The 15,384-nt window shown below is 48.7% G+C and carries 16 protein-coding genes, 1 tRNA gene and 4 pseudogenes; 11 read left to right on the top strand and 10 right to left on the bottom strand.

The window, feature by feature from the left end; all coding sequences use genetic code 11:
• Positions 1-54 precede the first annotated feature (54 nt).
• The 4 genes and pseudogenes from dicD to HA50_RS02250 form a co-directional block, all read left to right on the top strand.
• Complete coding sequence (gene dicD / locus HA50_RS02265) at positions 55-633, top strand: division control transcriptional repressor DicD (RefSeq protein ID WP_084872102.1); 579 nt, start codon at positions 55-57, stop codon at positions 631-633.
• A gap of 108 nt (positions 634-741) precedes the next feature.
• Positions 742-817, top strand: a tRNA-Phe gene (locus tag HA50_RS02260).
• A 158-nt stretch (positions 818-975) separates the two neighbouring features.
• Positions 976-1,165: pseudogene (locus HA50_RS31665) on the top strand (ISNCY family transposase); the annotation flags it as partial.
• Between the two features lie 58 nt (positions 1,166-1,223).
• Positions 1,224-1,412, top strand: a pseudogene (locus HA50_RS02250) (ISNCY family transposase); the annotation flags it as partial.
• A 51-nt stretch (positions 1,413-1,463) separates the two neighbouring features.
• Here the strand turns inward: HA50_RS02250 and HA50_RS31660 are convergent.
• Positions 1,464-1,688 (bottom strand): annotated as a pseudogene (locus HA50_RS31660) (VOC family protein); the annotation flags it as partial.
• 430 nt (positions 1,689-2,118) lie between these two features.
• Between HA50_RS31660 and HA50_RS02240 the strand changes: the two are divergent.
• On the top strand, positions 2,119-2,949 hold the full coding sequence (locus HA50_RS02240; RefSeq protein WP_276515514.1) for an endonuclease domain-containing protein: 831 nt from the start codon (positions 2,119-2,121) through the stop codon (positions 2,947-2,949).
• Between the two features lie 81 nt (positions 2,950-3,030).
• On the opposite strand, the gene HA50_RS02235 is transcribed toward HA50_RS02240, so the two are convergent.
• Positions 3,031-3,246: a YdgH/BhsA/McbA-like domain containing protein gene (locus HA50_RS02235; RefSeq protein WP_084872098.1), complete on the bottom strand. Its 216-nt coding sequence runs from the start codon at positions 3,244-3,246 to the stop codon at positions 3,031-3,033.
• A 189-nt stretch (positions 3,247-3,435) separates the two neighbouring features.
• Complete coding sequence (locus HA50_RS02230; protein ID WP_084872096.1) at positions 3,436-4,362, bottom strand: LysR family transcriptional regulator; 927 nt, start codon at positions 4,360-4,362, stop codon at positions 3,436-3,438.
• A gap of 169 nt (positions 4,363-4,531) precedes the next feature.
• On the opposite strand from HA50_RS02230, the gene HA50_RS02225 reads away from it, so the two are divergent.
• The 4 genes from HA50_RS02225 (at position 4,532) to HA50_RS02210 (ending at position 8,231) form a co-directional block, all read left to right on the top strand.
• A complete protein-coding gene (locus tag HA50_RS02225) occupies positions 4,532-5,695 on the top strand; it encodes a mandelate racemase/muconate lactonizing enzyme family protein (protein WP_084872094.1) in 1,164 nt (387 codons plus the stop codon).
• A 167-nt stretch (positions 5,696-5,862) separates the two neighbouring features.
• A complete protein-coding gene (locus HA50_RS02220) occupies positions 5,863-7,191 on the top strand; it encodes an MFS transporter (protein ID WP_084872092.1) in 1,329 nt (442 codons plus the stop codon).
• Positions 7,192-7,350: 159 nt separating this feature from the next.
• Positions 7,351-7,662, top strand: coding sequence for a cupin domain-containing protein (locus HA50_RS02215; RefSeq protein ID WP_084872091.1), 312 nt, complete (start codon positions 7,351-7,353; stop codon positions 7,660-7,662).
• Positions 7,663-7,817: 155 nt separating this feature from the next.
• Complete coding sequence (locus tag HA50_RS02210; RefSeq protein WP_244193556.1) at positions 7,818-8,231, top strand: MarR family winged helix-turn-helix transcriptional regulator; 414 nt, start codon at positions 7,818-7,820, stop codon at positions 8,229-8,231.
• On the opposite strand, the gene HA50_RS02205 is transcribed toward HA50_RS02210, so the two are convergent.
• Both HA50_RS02205 and HA50_RS02200 read right to left on the bottom strand, forming a co-directional pair.
• The gene (locus tag HA50_RS02205) at positions 8,228-8,650 is read right to left on the bottom strand and encodes an ester cyclase (RefSeq protein WP_084872086.1); all 423 of its coding nucleotides are present in this window, start codon (positions 8,648-8,650) and stop codon (positions 8,228-8,230) included. The two genes, HA50_RS02210 and HA50_RS02205, sit on opposite strands and share 4 nt — an antisense overlap.
• Positions 8,651-8,893: 243 nt before the next feature.
• Entirely contained in the window at positions 8,894-9,460 is a 567-nt protein-coding gene (locus tag HA50_RS02200; RefSeq protein WP_084878288.1) for a TetR/AcrR family transcriptional regulator, read from the bottom strand.
• Between the two features lie 184 nt (positions 9,461-9,644).
• On the opposite strand from HA50_RS02200, the gene HA50_RS02195 reads away from it, so the two are divergent.
• A complete protein-coding gene (locus HA50_RS02195) occupies positions 9,645-10,307 on the top strand; it encodes a glutathione S-transferase (RefSeq protein ID WP_084872084.1) in 663 nt (220 codons plus the stop codon).
• A 174-nt stretch (positions 10,308-10,481) separates the two neighbouring features.
• Here the strand turns inward: HA50_RS02195 and HA50_RS02190 are convergent, their stop codons facing one another.
• The 3 genes from HA50_RS02190 to HA50_RS02185 form a co-directional block, all read right to left on the bottom strand.
• Positions 10,482-10,883, bottom strand: coding sequence for a VOC family protein (locus tag HA50_RS02190; protein WP_084872082.1), 402 nt, complete (start codon positions 10,881-10,883; stop codon positions 10,482-10,484).
• 183 nt (positions 10,884-11,066) lie between these two features.
• Complete coding sequence (locus HA50_RS31370; protein ID WP_158087394.1) at positions 11,067-11,240, bottom strand: hypothetical protein; 174 nt, start codon at positions 11,238-11,240, stop codon at positions 11,067-11,069.
• Entirely contained in the window at positions 11,237-11,437 is a 201-nt protein-coding gene (locus HA50_RS02185) for a hypothetical protein (RefSeq protein ID WP_084872080.1), read from the bottom strand. The genes HA50_RS31370 and HA50_RS02185 overlap by 4 nt, the downstream gene beginning before the upstream one ends.
• 502 nt (positions 11,438-11,939) lie before the next feature.
• Here HA50_RS02185 and HA50_RS02175 point away from each other — a divergent pair.
• Positions 11,940-13,202, top strand: a complete 1,263-nt coding sequence (locus tag HA50_RS02175) for a hypothetical protein (RefSeq protein WP_139810891.1) — start codon at positions 11,940-11,942, stop codon at positions 13,200-13,202.
• A 165-nt stretch (positions 13,203-13,367) separates the two neighbouring features.
• On the opposite strand, the pseudogene HA50_RS02170 reads toward HA50_RS02175, so the two are convergent.
• Both HA50_RS02170 and HA50_RS02165 read right to left on the bottom strand, forming a co-directional pair.
• Positions 13,368-14,159: pseudogene (locus HA50_RS02170) on the bottom strand (ATP-grasp fold amidoligase family protein).
• Positions 14,156-15,376, bottom strand: a complete 1,221-nt coding sequence (locus tag HA50_RS02165; protein ID WP_244193555.1) for an oligosaccharide flippase family protein — start codon at positions 15,374-15,376, stop codon at positions 14,156-14,158. The pseudogene HA50_RS02170 and the gene HA50_RS02165 overlap by 4 nt, the downstream one beginning before the upstream one ends.
• Positions 15,377-15,384: the final 8 nt, after the last annotated feature.

The following is a 15,384-nucleotide window of genomic DNA, read 5'->3' as shown; positions in this document are numbered from 1 at the left end:
GCATGACACCGCCCGTTCGCTTACCGAACGGGCCGCATACCAGAGGAGAGTCACTTGCAACGTGAACAGATACTCGAGCATGCGTTAAATGTGCTTGAACAGAGCGGCCTCGCCGCAACCACCTCGCTGCAACAGCTGGCCGGAGAAACCGGTCTATCGCCTCAGCAATTACAACGCTACTGGCCGGATCGTGATGCCCTGCTGTATGACGCCCTGCGCTACCACGCCCAGCAGATTGATAGTTGGCGACGCCAGGTGCAGCTCAACGAGCATCTGACAGGTGCGGAAAAACTGCTGGCACGCTACGAAGTGCTGGCGGAGCACGTCAGCAAAGGGCGTTTCCCCGGTTGCCTGTTTATTGCTGCCTGTAGCTTCTATCCGCAGCCCGATCAGCCGGTTCATCAGCTGGCAGAACAGCAGAAACGCGCCTCCTGGCAGTTTACCCACGAGATTCTGGTCAATCTTGAGCTGGATAACCCGCCAATGGTTGCCGATCAGATGGAGTTGATTCTCGAAGGCTGCCTGAGCAAGCTGCTGGTGAAGCGTAACGTGCATGATGTCGCGATGGCGCGCCATCTGGCTGAAGACGTGTTGAGCATCGCGCTGTGCCGCAAGAACGGCGCGCTATCCTGACGATTTTGGCCGTTCTGCCTGAAAAGCAGGCAATCAATCACGTTTCCTCCGGTTTTTTCGCGAAAGCCGTTGACGATCGTAAGCCATTAGGGTTTAATGCGCCCCGTTGCCCGAATAGCTCAGTCGGTAGAGCAGGGGATTGAAAATCCCCGTGTCCCTGGTTCGATTCCGGGTTCGGGCACCAACAACTTCAGAGCCTGCGTGTTAAGAGATGAGATCCTTAACAGGCATGACAATGTCCCTGACCGTCATCATGCAGGATGAGGCACTTCGTTCTGCATCTGAGGGTTTAGGGATTAAGAATCCGGAGGATGTYWCACCCTAGCTAGCTAGCGGACACCACGAGTGCCGAAACACAAGGACGAACTGATGACTATCGCGGAACAGCGTTAAACAGAAGGGCATCCAGCTCGGTGAACAACGCGGAATCGAGAAAGTTGCCCGTAATATGTTGCTGGACGGTATGGACCGTAGCACCGTTATGAGAATGACCGGTCTGACCGAAGAACAGCTGTCGCGGATTAAGCACTAATCCCTATCTTGCCTCACTATCGGGAGTATTCATGGAATTTACAGGCGAACGGATACCGCGAGTGCCGAAACGCGAGGTCAAACGGATGACTATTGCTCAACAGCTTGAACAGAAGGGCATTGAGATGGGTATTAAGAAAGGTAAACTTCAAGTGGCCCGCACTATGCTGCTGAACGGTATGGACCGCAGCGAAGTGATGGAAATGACCGGTCTGACCGAAGACGATCTGTCACAGCTTGACCACTGATCTTCCCCTGTCAGCTATGATGTTTTTGTTGTTACGCCCGGCCCCGTCAGACTAGAAAAATTCCATTCCCTCATACGGATGAGCCGTGCAGGCGCTGAGTCGGCTCTCCAAATCCCCGTCATGAACTTCCAGCTTGTGTCCATCCGGATCGAAAAAATAGATCGATTTCCCTTCGCTTTTATTTGTTTTCCACTCCGTAACACCCGACGATTTCAGATGCTCAGCAAACGCATCGAAAGCTTCGCTCCGGATACTGAATGCGTAGTGGATGTAATCCTCACCTCGTAAGCAGGGGGGAGGATATTATTGAGCCATAAAACTCTCCATATTCAAACGCATGTCTGTGATAATGCCAGCGGGAATATTATTGAAGTGTGAAAATGCCCATTGCAGAGGCATAAAAATAAGCAACGATAAATGTATTTACGACAACAGGGGTGTAGTTGTGCAGGATAATAAAAATAAAACCATCTGGCGCCGCGTCGGGATTATTGCGGTGCTGTTACCCGTCTGCTTCTTCTTTCCATTTATGCTGCTGGTCATTGGCTGGCTGATATGGACTATCTATGAAGATCTGATGGCCCAGTCAGTCATCAGCGTTCCACCTGGGCCCACCTGGCGTGATGTGAAAGCGGGCGATGAGGACTGGCTCAGCAAATTCTGCGCAGGCTGTGAGTCACCCGCTGAAGAGCAGTTCCTTCGTGCGATGGTTACCGCGTTTAATCTCACACCGGATAACGGAAAATTAATCTCCCCCACACTAACACTGGAAATGCAGGTAAGTGTAGGGAACTACCGTTTTGATTTTGTGGCGAATGGTCGTCAGGTGATTGAGATTGACGGTGCCGCGTGGCACTCGTCCCCGGAGCAGAAGGAGCGCGATCGCATCCGGGATGCGTTTTCCGTTGGGGAGGGCTACAGGGTGTTGCGCATCCCGGCGAAAGTGGTTTTCAACACTCCCGACCAGGCCATCAGCCAGGTCAAAGCTGCCATGGTGGAGATGCCACGCTATACCCGACCAGCCAGACCGCAGTCAGCAGCACCACGCAAAAGCCTGTCCCAACACCTCAGTGCCATTGCTGACGGAGTGAGCGCGCTGGACCGTTTCGTTGACATTGCCAGTACGAAGCAGAAGGCACTGGCTGACTTTAAGTCTGCCATCAGCACCGAGCAGATGTTGCTTGAAGCTCTGGTATCGGAAACGGAGCGCGACATCCGTCGTGATGCCATGCCGCCGTTAGCCCGCAAGAATTACGAAAATCTTATGGCGAAACTTGAAGCGCAAAACGATGGTCCGGTAAAAGCATCACGTGAAGAGATTTACCGGTGGAAAGCGATCACCAAACCTTCACCCAACGAGGATCTGGAAATACAGGGGCAGATCGAAAGGGTGTATCAGGATGAAATGGCTCAGCGGAACCAGCGGATGATGCTGCTCAAACAGCGCTGCGCCAATAATCCGGATTTTGCGCGGCGTTTTCGCCTGAAAGTTGCAGAGATAAATTTCCCTGAAGCAGACGTTATTTTTGGCGTGTGAAAAGCGTTAAAACGGCCTCAGATGCGAAAAAGGCCGCCCCTGGGGGCGACCTCTTCCGGCACTTCCTTTTGCGACCATCTGTTATTTGTACAGTTCTGCGGTCATATGCACACGGTTGTTGGTGTTGGCTTCGGTAATTTTATACTGATCGCCATGCTGTGCGGCCTGAGCGGCAACCTGTGCTTCAGCACCGTCCAGGGTATCGGCGGTAACAGAGATGCTCTGGGCGAAGCTTGCTGCTGACATCAGAGAAAGAGCGGCGGCGGCGGCGATGGTCATTGCTTTGATAGTTTTCATGGTCTTATTCCTGGGTTTGTATGGTTGAAAGCATGATTGCTTTCGATGGAATAATGATAACCATAGTAACCATTAGCAGATTAACAATAAATGCTGGTATTGTGATCATGCTAACTATCACGCTGATAGGGCATACCTATAGGGTCGGTACCCATTGAAGGAACATGCCCCAGCACACCCACGCTCAGGCTAGACCTGACCATCTACAAAAATTTCCCACAGTTCCTCGACGGCCCTGGACATTCTCGCTGCTGGCCGAAAAAGCCTGATGTCTATCGGCACCCACAGGGCGCTGTCTTTGCCCGCCGCAGCGGCAATCGTCCCGGCTTCGACATCCGGACCTGCGAGTGTTTCCGGCAGCCATGCGATACCGTCTCCGGCTCTGACCATTGCCAGCAATGTGGCCGCCAGATCGGCGGTGAAGGCGATATCCATTCCGCGCCTGGCCCGGTTTACCTGTGAGATATTCGCAAGGATCCTGCCCAGGCCAGATTCCGCAGAATAAGAGAGGAAAGGGAATTTTTTCCCGCCGGAGGCATGCCACAGCGGCTGTCGGGTTGCCGGATCGCATTTTGCGTAAGGCAATAATGTTTCACGTCCAAGCCGCACGCTGAGGTATTTCGCATCATCGAGGTTAATGTGCATGTGAGGGTGGTGGTAGCAAAGCAGAAACTGAGCGTCACCTTTTTCAATCATCCGTTCACAGGCACTCAGCGTGTCAGATAACAGGCGGAAGGATCCAAAGCGGGCAATTTTTTCGTTGTTACGCATCAGCGTCGGAAAAAATGAAAACGACAGGGAATGCGTGGCGGAAAAAATAACGTCTGGCCGGGTTTCTCCTGCCGCTTCGATGGCTTCGCTTCTCAGGGTGTAGAGCGCGCGGATAAGTTCCGGGATCTGCGTGACGAAAACTTCTCCCGCACGCGTCAGGCTGACGCCGCGACGGTTGCGCTCAAAAAGCGGCGTCCCCAACCACTCTTCAAGCGAAACAATCCTGCGGCTGAATGCAGGCTGCGTCACATATCGTGAAGCTGCTGCCCGGGAGAAATTCAGTGACTGCGCCAGCGCAACGCAGTCCTCAAGCCATGTTAACTCCAGGTGATGCCGATTTTGCATTACAGCCTGCCTCTTTGGCATTAGAACAGAATGCCCTGACTGCTTAGGATTGCATCAGACAGGACCCCGACGTCCTCGAATACTACGTTGATGCATTATGCCCATAATTATCTGGCATGACATAACCCTTAAGTCTGATGGTCATTAACTGAGAACCGCAGGAGAGAACATGCGTATCCTGGATGTTGTAGAAATTACCCAACCCATTGCTTCCCCTATCCGTAATGCGTACATCGATTTCAGCAAAATGACGACGAGCCTGGTTGCCGTTGTGACTGATGTTGAGGTGGGTGGCCGCCGCGTAGTGGGGTATGGATTTAACTCCAATGGCCGTTACGGTCAGGGCGGTTTGATCCGTGAACGCTTCCGCAATCGTATTCTGGAAGCCGAACCGGGCAGCCTGCTGAATGCCAAAGGCGACAACCTGGATCCGCATAAAATCTGGGACGTGATGATGAGCAATGAAAAGCCCGGCGGCCACGGGGAACGTTCAGTGGCAGTCGGTACGCTGGACATGGCGATCTGGGATGCCACCGCGAAAATCGCGGACAAACCGCTGTTCCACCTGCTGGCAGAAATGAAGGGCGTAAAGGCCAATCCGCGCGTCTTCGTTTATGCGGCGGGTGGTTACTATTATCCGGGCAAAGACCTGAGCGCCCTCCGTCAGGAAATGCGTGGTTATCTGAACCGTGGTTATAACGTGGTGAAAATGAAAATCGGTGGTGCGTCGCTGGAAGAGGACCGCCGTCGTATTGAGGCTGTTCTGGACGAGATTGGCAGCGAAGCGCGCCTCGCGGTAGACGCTAATGGTCGTTTCGATCTGGAAACCGGTATTGTCTACGCCAAAATGCTGCGTGAGTATCCGTTGTTCTGGTACGAAGAGGTTGGCGATCCACTGGATTTCTCCCTGCAGGCGGCGTTGTCAGAATTCTATCCGGGTCCGATGGCGACCGGTGAAAACCTTTTCTCTCACCAGGATGCACGCAATTTGCTGCGCTATGGCGGCATGCGTCCGGATCGTGACTATCTGCAATTTGACTGCGCGCTCTCGTACGGTCTGGTGGAGTACCTGCGCACTCTGGATGTGCTGGAACAGTTCGGCTGGTCGCCGTCACGCTGCATTCCTCACGGCGGCCACCAGATGTCCCTCAACATCGCAGCAGGTCTCGGTCTGGGGGGCAACGAAAGCTATCCGGATCTGTTCCAGCCCTATGGTGGCTTCCCGGATTCGGTGAAGGTGGAAGATGGCCACATTATTATGCCGGAGCTGCCGGGTATCGGTTTTGAAGGCAAATCTGACCTTATTAAAGAAATGCGCGCGCTGGCTGAATAAGTCCTGCCGGATTATCGCCTTACTTCGCCTCTCTGTGTTGTCGGGAGGCGTTGTGGAAATCATTAAGTTGTCTTGGCTTCTAAATAATAAATAAAAATATCTGACTGATATTTAAAAGGATCTTAATTCAGCTTCCCCCTACATCTGCTCCAAACGAGGAAATTATCATGAGAGAAAATACTCTTAAAGGTAATGCACTTATCGGAACAAAACGCTGGACAATAATATTACCTGCCGTCTTTATTATGTACACCCTCTCTTTTTTCGACCGGGTCAATATCGGCATGGCGCTGCCCCATATTACCGCCGAAATGGGGCTTGACCCGGTTGCAGCTGGCTGGCTCGGCGGTGCATTTGCCTGGGGTTATGTCGCTACGCAGTTCACCGCAGGCTGGCTGGCACTGCGCTTTGGTTCCAGAAGAATCATTGGTGTCAGCCTGTTTCTGTTTGGTGCCTGCGCCATGCTGACCGGCCTGACGCGTAGCTTCAGCGAACTGGTCGCCATCCGCTTCTTCCTCGGATTGGCGGAAGGGCCGATTCAGGCCGCAACGGCGATGTTTCTGGCGCAGTGGTTTATGAAGCGGGAGCGCGGACGTGCTTTCGGTATCTGGAATCTCAGCCTCGGCGCGGGCGCGTTTCTTGCCGGTCCGATCTCTGGCTGGATTCTTGCGCATCATAACTGGCGCATGATGATGATCATTGAAGGCGCACCAGCGTGGTTGTTCTGCATCATCTGGTTTTATCTGGTGCCCAAAAGTATTCAGGCTGCAAGCTGGCTCAGCGCTGAAGACCGGGACCATATACAGCAAGATCTGGCAGCGGAACAGTCGGGCTATGTCAAAGAGAAATCTGACCCATGGTGGACCATCCTGAAAATACCCGCGCTCTGGCTGATGCTGATCGGCTATTCGCTGCACAGCATGCTGGCGTATGGCTTTACGCTGTGGCTGCCGACGGCTCTCAAAGGTTACGGCACGCTGAGTGAATTTATGGTTGGCCTGATAAGCGGCATACCCTTCCTGATGACCATGATCGGTATCTGGTATATCACCCGGCGTTCCGATAAGTACAACCAGGAACGGCGGCTGCACGCGGCCATCCCTACCGTTTTTTGCGGAATTGCTCTGTCGGCCGCCGCCTTTGTTCCGCTGGCTTACTACTGGGTGCAGATTGTCCTGTTCATGTTTGTCGGCCTGACCATGAAGATGCTGGTGCCGCTGGTCTATGTCCGGCTGACTGAAATCCTGCCAACGAAAAAAGCGGTGCCAGCGGTGGCATTTGTGGGGGCATGCAGCAATTTCATCGGGCAGTTTGGCGGCCCGCTGGTGGCCGGGTATCTGAAGCATCTGAGTGGCGGTACCGATATGACGCTGGCATGGAGTGTTCTCGGCCTGTTCTCCATCGTGGGCGGGGTACTGTTTGCGCTTGCGGTGGGCCAGAAGGAGAGTGTCTGGGACATCAGGCAGGCGTTCCGGCCTCTTCCCGTCAGGGAATGACCCATCACAGCCTGCTTCCCGACACGGGGGCAGGCTGGGCGTGATGCGGACGTAACGGTGACAGATCCGGACAAGAGACGTTGAAGGTGTTGAATCAGACGATCCCGTCTGTTACTCCTGCATGAACGGAGTGAATCCATTTTTATGTCAGGGGAAAAAATGAAGTTTTATAGCAGCAAAGAATTTACTGGCTCTCAGGCCTGGGAATCTTTACCGGTTGCCAGTTTTGATAACACCAGCGTAAAGCTTCACTGGACCGATCAACCGTACAAGTGGCACATCAACGATGGACAGGAAGTTTTTGCTGTGATGGATGGCTGCGTCGAGATGCTCTACAAAGAAAATGGTGAGGTAAAAAGTAAGACGCTGCATACCGGTGATATTTTCTATGCCAGTGAGGGGACAGAACACGTAGCCCATCCACAAGGAGCCGCCCGCGTCCTGGTGATCGAAAAAGAGGGATCTGTTTAACCGCACTTCTGTTCACTAACCCGAAAAGCGCGCAGCGTATTTTCGGGTTAAGACCGCAAATCCCCGCCAAACAGCCATGGCGTCAATGCTTTGTAAAACGTCCGGCCTTGCTTTACCGTATATCCCATGGAATAAATCACATGCAGGAAAATCCGTTGGGCATACCACTTACTCTCGCTGAAGAACTTCGCCAGGTAGTCAGCACTTTTGTGCGGCAGGTTCGCGTTGCCACCGATACGGTGCGTAATTCACAGCATGAAACCCTGGAACTTCTGGAAACCCACGGCCCGCTATCAATTGCTGACCTGGCACGTTTGCGCGGTGTTAAACACCAGAGTATGCGTCTGGTCATTAATGAACTGGAACAACAGGGCAATGTGGTGCGGCAAAAAAACGAGCTGGATTCACGTGCGTTGCTGCTGGTGCTCAGTGGCGCGGGTAGCCAGCAACTGATGGCCGCACGTGCAAGGCGCGCCAGCTGGATTGCTAATGAAATAACGACAAAGCTGGATGAGCAGGCACAACAAGACCTGAAAAAAGGCCTTGAGGCGCTGCGTAAACTGCTTTAAGGCTGGTTTTGTGTTTGCTGCAGTTGGGCAATAACGTTGCTCAATGTGTTCATTCCCCAATGCTCAACGTACTGACCGTTTTCCAGGCGAACCATATCGATCACCTCTATGGCCACAGTCAATCCGGTGGGCGCGATACCCATTAATGTGCCGCTGTGAATGCCCGAGATACGTTTTCGGGTGGTCACCCAGTCACGTTCAGCAACCTGTTCCTCAATAGTGACAGTGAGTCCGGAAAATGCCGGACGGAGCAGTTGATCAAACGTTCGCCACAGACTTTCACGATCGTTTGGAGTCCCAGGTGTCGCCGACCGGTTGATAAAATTTGCGGCGACAAGCTGATCAAATGCCTCACGTTCCCCGGCCTCAATCACCTCATGGTTAAAGCGACAGACTGCAAGTTTGTTGGTTAGTGACATACGCCCTCCTGATATATACAGTCTAACTGTATATATCAGGAGCGGCTTCAGCAAGTCTTAAGTGCGGGTCAGGCGGCGCTGTTATACCCGGTAGCCGGGAGCAGTGTTTTAGGTAAAGAGGGAGATCGCGGTAAATTTACGTCCGGTACAGTCCTGTTGCATACAGAATAAGATGGATTTTTTTCGTTAATTTGTTATGTCCATGCAGGAGAAGCGGAAGTTTGCATTTAGGCGCATTTCTGTTTAGGCAGTGGGGATCAGACCTGCCTGCTGATAAGTCGCTATGAGTTCATCAAATAATTGAATGTCCTGGCGGGTGCGCGCTATCAGCTGAGCACCCGCAACGGCCGTATAAATAGCGAGAGCCTGCTTTCTGTAAGCCTCAGAATCGCCTCCACCTTTCTCACTAAGCATTTGGCTCAGCCACACGACGTTGGCATCAACAAAAGCCTGCACCTCGGCTTTAACTTCCTGGGGCAGATCTTCATATTCAGCGGCCATAAAACTGGATAAACACAGCCTATTATCATCTTCAAGGGATTTACGGAAAATAGCGGGATAACGCCTTAAGGCTTCGCCAGCGCTGGCGCTGGTATTACGTATAGTCTCAAGATGCAGCGCAGTATCCTCCCAGTAGCGGTGAGCAACAGCCGCACCAAGTTTCGCCTTGCTGGCAAAGTGATAATAGATACTGGCATTTTTAATGCCAATCTGCGTTGCAATACTGCGAAAGTTTATCCCGTTATACCCGTGCTTCTGAGCCGCACACTTCGCCTCAGCCAGTATAGCTTCCCGTGCATTTACGCTCATCTTAGCCTCTTTCTTAAACGTTCGTTTCTCACTATACACATGCACAAGCAACCTGCCAACTGACAGATAGATGTTGACATCCGTTAAAAACAAATTCACTCTTAATGTGAAACTACCATGTGGTAGGTAGTTGTTTCCGACCACTTATCAAATTGTACTGATAGACATTAAGGAAATTCCTCCGATGAAAATCTATGACTGGTATTCCGGCCCCTATCCTGCACGAGTCCGTATCGCGCTTGCCGAAAAAGGGATGCTTTCCAAAACAGAATTTGTCCCTGTTAACTTATGGACTGGTGAGCATAAAAAAAGCGAATTCCTGGCCCTCAACTATTCAGGCACGCTGCCAGTTCTGGAGCTTGATGACGGTACGCTTATCGCTGAGTGTACGGCTATCACGCAGTATTTGGATGCGCTTGACCCACCATACAGTCTGACCGGTACAACACCAGCTGATAAGGGCATCATTCATATGATGACGAAGCGTGCTGAAATTGAGTTCCTCGATGCAGTCAGCACGTATTTCCATCACGCTACGCCAGGGTTGGGACCTGAGGTTGAACTGTATCAGAACCCGGAGTGGGGCAACCGGATGCGTGATAAGGCTGTCAGGGGGATGCATTACTTTGACCGGGTTCTGCAAGCGCAACCTTATGTTGCCGGTGATACTTTCTCAATGGCAGATATCGCGGTAATCGGAGGGATGATCTTTTCTACTTTAGTGAAGCTTGCTGTACCGCAAGAATGTGCCGCCTTGCTTGAGTGGTATAACCGAATGCAGGCAAGGCCATCCGTTCAGCAGTGGAAGGCGATGGTTGAGATCGAATGTTTGCAGAGAAAGGTCTGATTACTATACCTGCTTAATTAGCTTAACCCTCCGCACCAACTTTGCGGAGGGACCTGGGGGCCACCGGGAAAACGGAAAATATCCTACGCTACGCCTGTTGCTTAAGTAGACATGATGGGCAGCTTCGAACGAAAAGCAGATTGATCACGCATGAGTAATCTGATCTTAAGAGCTTTAATTTTGTTGGTTTTGATAAAGATCCCAGCGGTTGCCGTAGATGTCCTCAAACACAACGACCATCCCATACTCCTCCTTACGTGGCTCCTGGCAGAAATGAACACCTTTTTCCTTCATGGCGTTATAGTCACGCCAAAAATCGTCAGTCTGTAGGAACAGGAATACCCGCCCGCCGCACTGGTTGCCAATAAAGCCTTCTTGCCGCTCATTTGAAGCACGGGCCAGGAGAAGATTACAGTCGCTTTCTGGATTAGTCGTCACAACTACCCAGCGCTTACCCGGTTGCGGCGTGTCTTCTACTAACGTAAAGCCCAGTTTGTCGGTGTAGTAATTAATCGCGCGGTCATAATCGTCGACCACGATGGCCACGTAACCCATGCATCGTTTTTGCGTTCTCATTTCTGCTCCATCAAGTTTTAGATACCTCTGCCTGGAAACAACTTTTTAACACAATTGAACGTTACTGGCTGCATAGATGAGGCCAAAATAATAAGGTCCTCTCCTGGCACTAGGCTGCCCGCAGCAACTGCCGGGCAGCGATAAAGGCAAGTTCGCAATTGCTCCCACAGTTGATGCCGGGTCCTATTGCTGGTCTTCTTCCCTGAGATTTTCTACCAGCGCATCATTTGCATATTCCGTGACACTTTTTCCAGTGTTCCTGGCTGCTTTGCACAACGTTTTTTTCTGTTGTGTGCTTGGTTTAAAGGTGACGGGTTGGCCAGCGATAAACCGCTCCTCATAGGCTGCCTTTTTCATTTCGCATCCTCTTCGGCCTTTTCCATCACCAGCTGTTTCGCCAGCTTAATCGGAGTAACGCGGTGCTGTTGCGATGGCATGAAACTCTGAATGCGCTTCAGCTGACGGTTTAACAACTGTGCTGAATACTCATCCCTGGGCGTTACAGTAACGTAATCTCCGCCGTCATCAATCGGCGTTTTTGCTGACCTTGGCATAGCTCTACCTTTCTAATCAAAACGGTTTTTTCAGAATCCATGACACCTGTATAGAAACACTTCATGGAATATTTCAAATCTATGAAACAAGATTGGGATTGTCAAATGCATGATATTTATATAAATATTATTCTAATGATTGATTTGGGGATGATTTGTTAGGTAATTTGTAAATTACATTACCCAAAAACAGTATGATGATAAAAAATCTTATTATTTTATGGTTATGTAGAAAATTTGGGTAGGGTTTTAGGTCAATCACGTTGATTTGTTGCACAGGCCGAGGGTTAAAAAAATTAAAGAAAATCAAAAATATAAAGATGTACTGGGACTGAATGTCAGGGCATTGCAGGATACCCTGCATTCAATTCACAAAATGGCCTGGGAACAGGTATTGCTGTTGGCTATCTACAGCAGACAGAGGTACATAGAATGTTCAGATGACAGGGGGTTTAACAATCGGATTCAGCTGGTGCATGAAGCCAGGAAAGACCATAAATTGATGGGTGAGGTGCTGAACAGCCTGGAGCAGGGGAAAGGCAGTAATGATATCGTGGCTATGCTGCTCAACGATGGAAGCTTATCGAGCACAACATTGCTGGCTGACATCGAGAGCAAACAAATCGCCTTCACAACTTACAGTGGGAGCCACCCCTTCTCCTATTTCGCGATGTATACGATGCTGCATGACCCCCTGTCAGTTTTTCAGCAGCTCCTGGCATTCGACGGCTTCTCCCTGACTGAGTTCATCGTGCATAGATGGCAAGGTCTGAACAAAAGTCCTTTTCCTATGAGTAACAACGATGAACCACTCTTTAACCCTGCACTCAGTCTCGACAGGCTGACTGACATCATTGAGGAGAAGGGCATAGAGGTAAACAGGGAAGCCTTTGCGTCAGAGCTGAAAGGTGCCCTTGCGCAAATAATAGGTAAGCATCTCAAGGCGACTTTTGACCTTCTGCACTGGCGTTCTCATGCAAAATATGAACCTGCTTCTCTGTTCAGCGAGATGTGCACCGTAGAGAAAAATAAGCATCATTTTCGCATGGATTTTGACGCAGTCCTGTTGAGTAACGTGATTAACCTCGGACAGGTTGACAGTCTGATGGAGGGGATTAAGGCTGAGATCACCAGAGCATATGATAAATCACCGCTTACTGGTCCTTTCGGTTCCACAGATAACAAAAGTGCTGACGGCGTTATTGACGCACTTAGCGAATGGTACAAGAGCGTTAATACCGGTCTGATAAAGAAAATAGAACGTGTCCCGGCGCTTATCGCATGCCTGCTGGACTTCGACCTGCGTTTTCGTATTGGTATGGGGTCTGAAGGTTTTGGACTTATCAGAATGTCGGCCCTGAGATTTAAACTCACTTCGCGTGACTATGCCATGCTCGTTACAGCCATCATACGTTATACGCTGTTCAAATCAGGTAGTGCTTATGATTTCAACAACAATGTTTTTCGCACGTACCAAAGCATCGAATCCTTTCTGGCTGACTTTGCCCAAAAGTCAGATAACGATTCGGCAGGACCAGCCTTAGTGAAAACATGGTCCAATCTGGAACAAGGGCCAATGATTGAAAGATTCAAAAAGCTGCCAGGGTATCTTAAGCCCCATCTTAATCCTGAAATGATCAGAGAAAAAATAGCGGAACAAAAGCGACTTAGCCGGGAGGAATCGACTCCTTATCCCATCAATTCTCTTTTTCCATTACCTTTGTGGGCAAAACTTTCTGAGACAGCAACCATAGCCGGTGAGTAGCTTGTTTGCCAGATGAACTGGGTTGCGCCGGTAATTTTGAGCGTGCTCACCTATTGATGCTGAACCAAGGCGGCATACCGCTGAATTGCCGACTTGTGTTTTTTTGGCAGACTAAGTGGTAACGCAGTTCTCTTATCTAATGGTAAGTGTATTTATCGTATTCAACTATAACTTCAGTTGGCTTCCTAAAACGATATCAGCTTCCTGCAATGTTACGTCCAGTCCCGCTGAAGGAGTAAATGTCAGCTCTCCGAAAATAACGTTGCCATTTAGGAGATAGAAATCAACCCTGACAAATTTAAAATCGGAAGATAGTTTAGTTGCATAGTCTTTCATTTTGTTAAAACCATCAGGTACCTTTGGGTGATAGTTTTCTTTTATTAATTCAATGGTGTCCTCGAAAGGAAGAGGATTCCAGTTCATATCAAAATAATAAAACTTAGGTGTTCCCTTCTCTCGCCCGATGCAAACCATTACCGCATAGGGTTTTCCATTAAAACAGTAAAATTTATAATCATCAGGAAAGCCGCCGCGTTCATTTTCAATGTACTTTTCACATAATATTTTCTTTCTAGCTAGCTAGATTGATGATTTGTCATTACATATTATGTTATATCCAGCTCCATGGTTGCATTTAAGTGCAAATTTTTCAGGCAATGCATCGTAGTCTATATCTTGTGGCTTATCATAAACTCCGTAAAGGGTGTTAAGAATTTCGCCACACCCTTTAGCGGAAACATACTCCCTGACCTTATATTTATCAGCGCACTGCGTATAAATAGCATTATTGAGTTCGTTGAACTTAAGCCACTGTATTTTCTCATTAAAACTGGTAGGGTTTGTTAAGTTTAATTTCCTCTTGAACCTAATAAAGTAGTGAGCTTTAGCATAGGATTCAGGAAAGGTGTTAGCGCTGATTTTTAACGCTGATTTAACTGCTTGCTTGATCATACTCATTTAAATACCCTCGGGTTAAAAATATTAAGGTGCATCTTAATGATTGTTTTATTTCTGAAAAAATAATTAAGTAACGTACAAGACAAAAACTCTACAATCAAAAAGCAATAGGCAGCACCATTAATCCCGAATGTGCTAATCATCACCCAGGATAATGGTATTGTTAATATGCAACATAAAAACATTTTTTTTGCCAGGTAATTATATCCAGATTCTTTTATTATATATCGGTAACAAATTGTCCCTAATGCAGAGAACATCGTAGCAATGATTATGATGGGGGTGATATTAACTGAATCCATATACTTATCCCCATACAATAGGTGTATAAAGACATCACCAAAAAGATAGAATCCACCTAAAGCAATAAGAGAAACCAGAATTACAAGTCGATTAATTTTAATGAGTAGCTTATCAATGGTTATTTGATCTTTTTCATTATATATTCTTGAAAAGAAGCTCGTTATTAATGCCAGGGCGATAAATGACCAGGCACCTCCCATTGTTAGTGCGACGTTATAAACCCCCAGATTTGAGTAAGAAAGTATTTTGGTCAAAAAAATACTGGATATCTGAGTATATATATCTATTGATAAGCTCGATAAGATTAAGGTCCCTCCGGTATAAAGCATGTACCGATTATATACTCCAACCCCTTTGCTATTTTCTTCAATTTTGGTTGTGTATTTAAAGTAAACCAGGCGCATGATATAAGGGATGAGAGGGATGATGATAATGGGTATTGTGAAGTAGTAAACCGGCAATTCGAAGTGTGAGATGCTGAATCTGATTAATAGTGCGAAAGACAGCCCAATCACATTGGTTATTGTGTTGATTTTTGACTTTAATTGAGTGTTGTTGTAAATGGAAAAGAAATCCATCACGATGTAGTATGTGGCAATGCAGTTGGCTACACCAAATAAAAATACAATCGAATCAGTGAATAAGTATAAATAAACTAAAATGGAACCTGATGACAAGAGAAAGAGAATACGCCGTTGATTTTGCGTGTGTATCGCCATTGCGATCCCGGATTTTGTCCTTTCACTCATGCGTTTAAACAGAATATTCTGACCACCAAACCATGATAATGTTTGCACGAATATAAAAAGCGACGTGGAAATATTAATTTTTCCAAAGTTTTCCGGACCAATGTACTTCGCCATTAGTGAATTGATATAGATCAGTCCGATAATATTGACTGATTTTTCCAGCATGATCCATA

The sequence above is a fragment of the Pantoea cypripedii genome (assembly GCF_002095535.1).
Taxonomy (GTDB): Bacteria; Pseudomonadota; Gammaproteobacteria; order Enterobacterales; family Enterobacteriaceae; genus Pantoea; species Pantoea cypripedii.
This window is presented reverse-complemented; position numbering and strand designations above follow the sequence as displayed.

Coding starts and splice junctions, on each gene's coding strand:
- HA50_RS02240 (WP_276515514.1), top strand. CDS start 2,119: ATGGTTACCGCGTTTAATCTCACACCGGATAACGGAAAATTAATCTCC.
- HA50_RS02235 (WP_084872098.1), bottom strand. CDS start 3,246: ATGAAAACTATCAAAGCAATGACCATCGCCGCCGCCGCCGCTCTTTCT.
- HA50_RS02230 (WP_084872096.1), bottom strand. CDS start 4,362: ATGCAAAATCGGCATCACCTGGAGTTAACATGGCTTGAGGACTGCGTT.
- HA50_RS02225 (WP_084872094.1), top strand. CDS start 4,532: ATGCGTATCCTGGATGTTGTAGAAATTACCCAACCCATTGCTTCCCCT.
- HA50_RS02220 (WP_084872092.1), top strand. CDS start 5,863: ATGAGAGAAAATACTCTTAAAGGTAATGCACTTATCGGAACAAAACGC.
- HA50_RS02215 (WP_084872091.1), top strand. CDS start 7,351: ATGAAGTTTTATAGCAGCAAAGAATTTACTGGCTCTCAGGCCTGGGAA.
- HA50_RS02205 (WP_084872086.1), bottom strand. CDS start 8,650: ATGTCACTAACCAACAAACTTGCAGTCTGTCGCTTTAACCATGAGGTG.
- HA50_RS02200 (WP_084878288.1), bottom strand. CDS start 9,460: ATGAGCGTAAATGCACGGGAAGCTATACTGGCTGAGGCGAAGTGTGCG.
- HA50_RS02195 (WP_084872084.1), top strand. CDS start 9,645: ATGAAAATCTATGACTGGTATTCCGGCCCCTATCCTGCACGAGTCCGT.
- HA50_RS02190 (WP_084872082.1), bottom strand. CDS start 10,883: ATGAGAACGCAAAAACGATGCATGGGTTACGTGGCCATCGTGGTCGAC.
- HA50_RS31370 (WP_158087394.1), bottom strand. CDS start 11,240: ATGAAAAAGGCAGCCTATGAGGAGCGGTTTATCGCTGGCCAACCCGTC.
- HA50_RS02185 (WP_084872080.1), bottom strand. CDS start 11,437: ATGCCAAGGTCAGCAAAAACGCCGATTGATGACGGCGGAGATTACGTT.
- HA50_RS02175 (WP_139810891.1), top strand. CDS start 11,940: ATGGGTGAGGTGCTGAACAGCCTGGAGCAGGGGAAAGGCAGTAATGAT.
- HA50_RS02165 (WP_244193555.1), bottom strand. CDS start 15,376: ATGCTGGAAAAATCAGTCAATATTATCGGACTGATCTATATCAATTCA.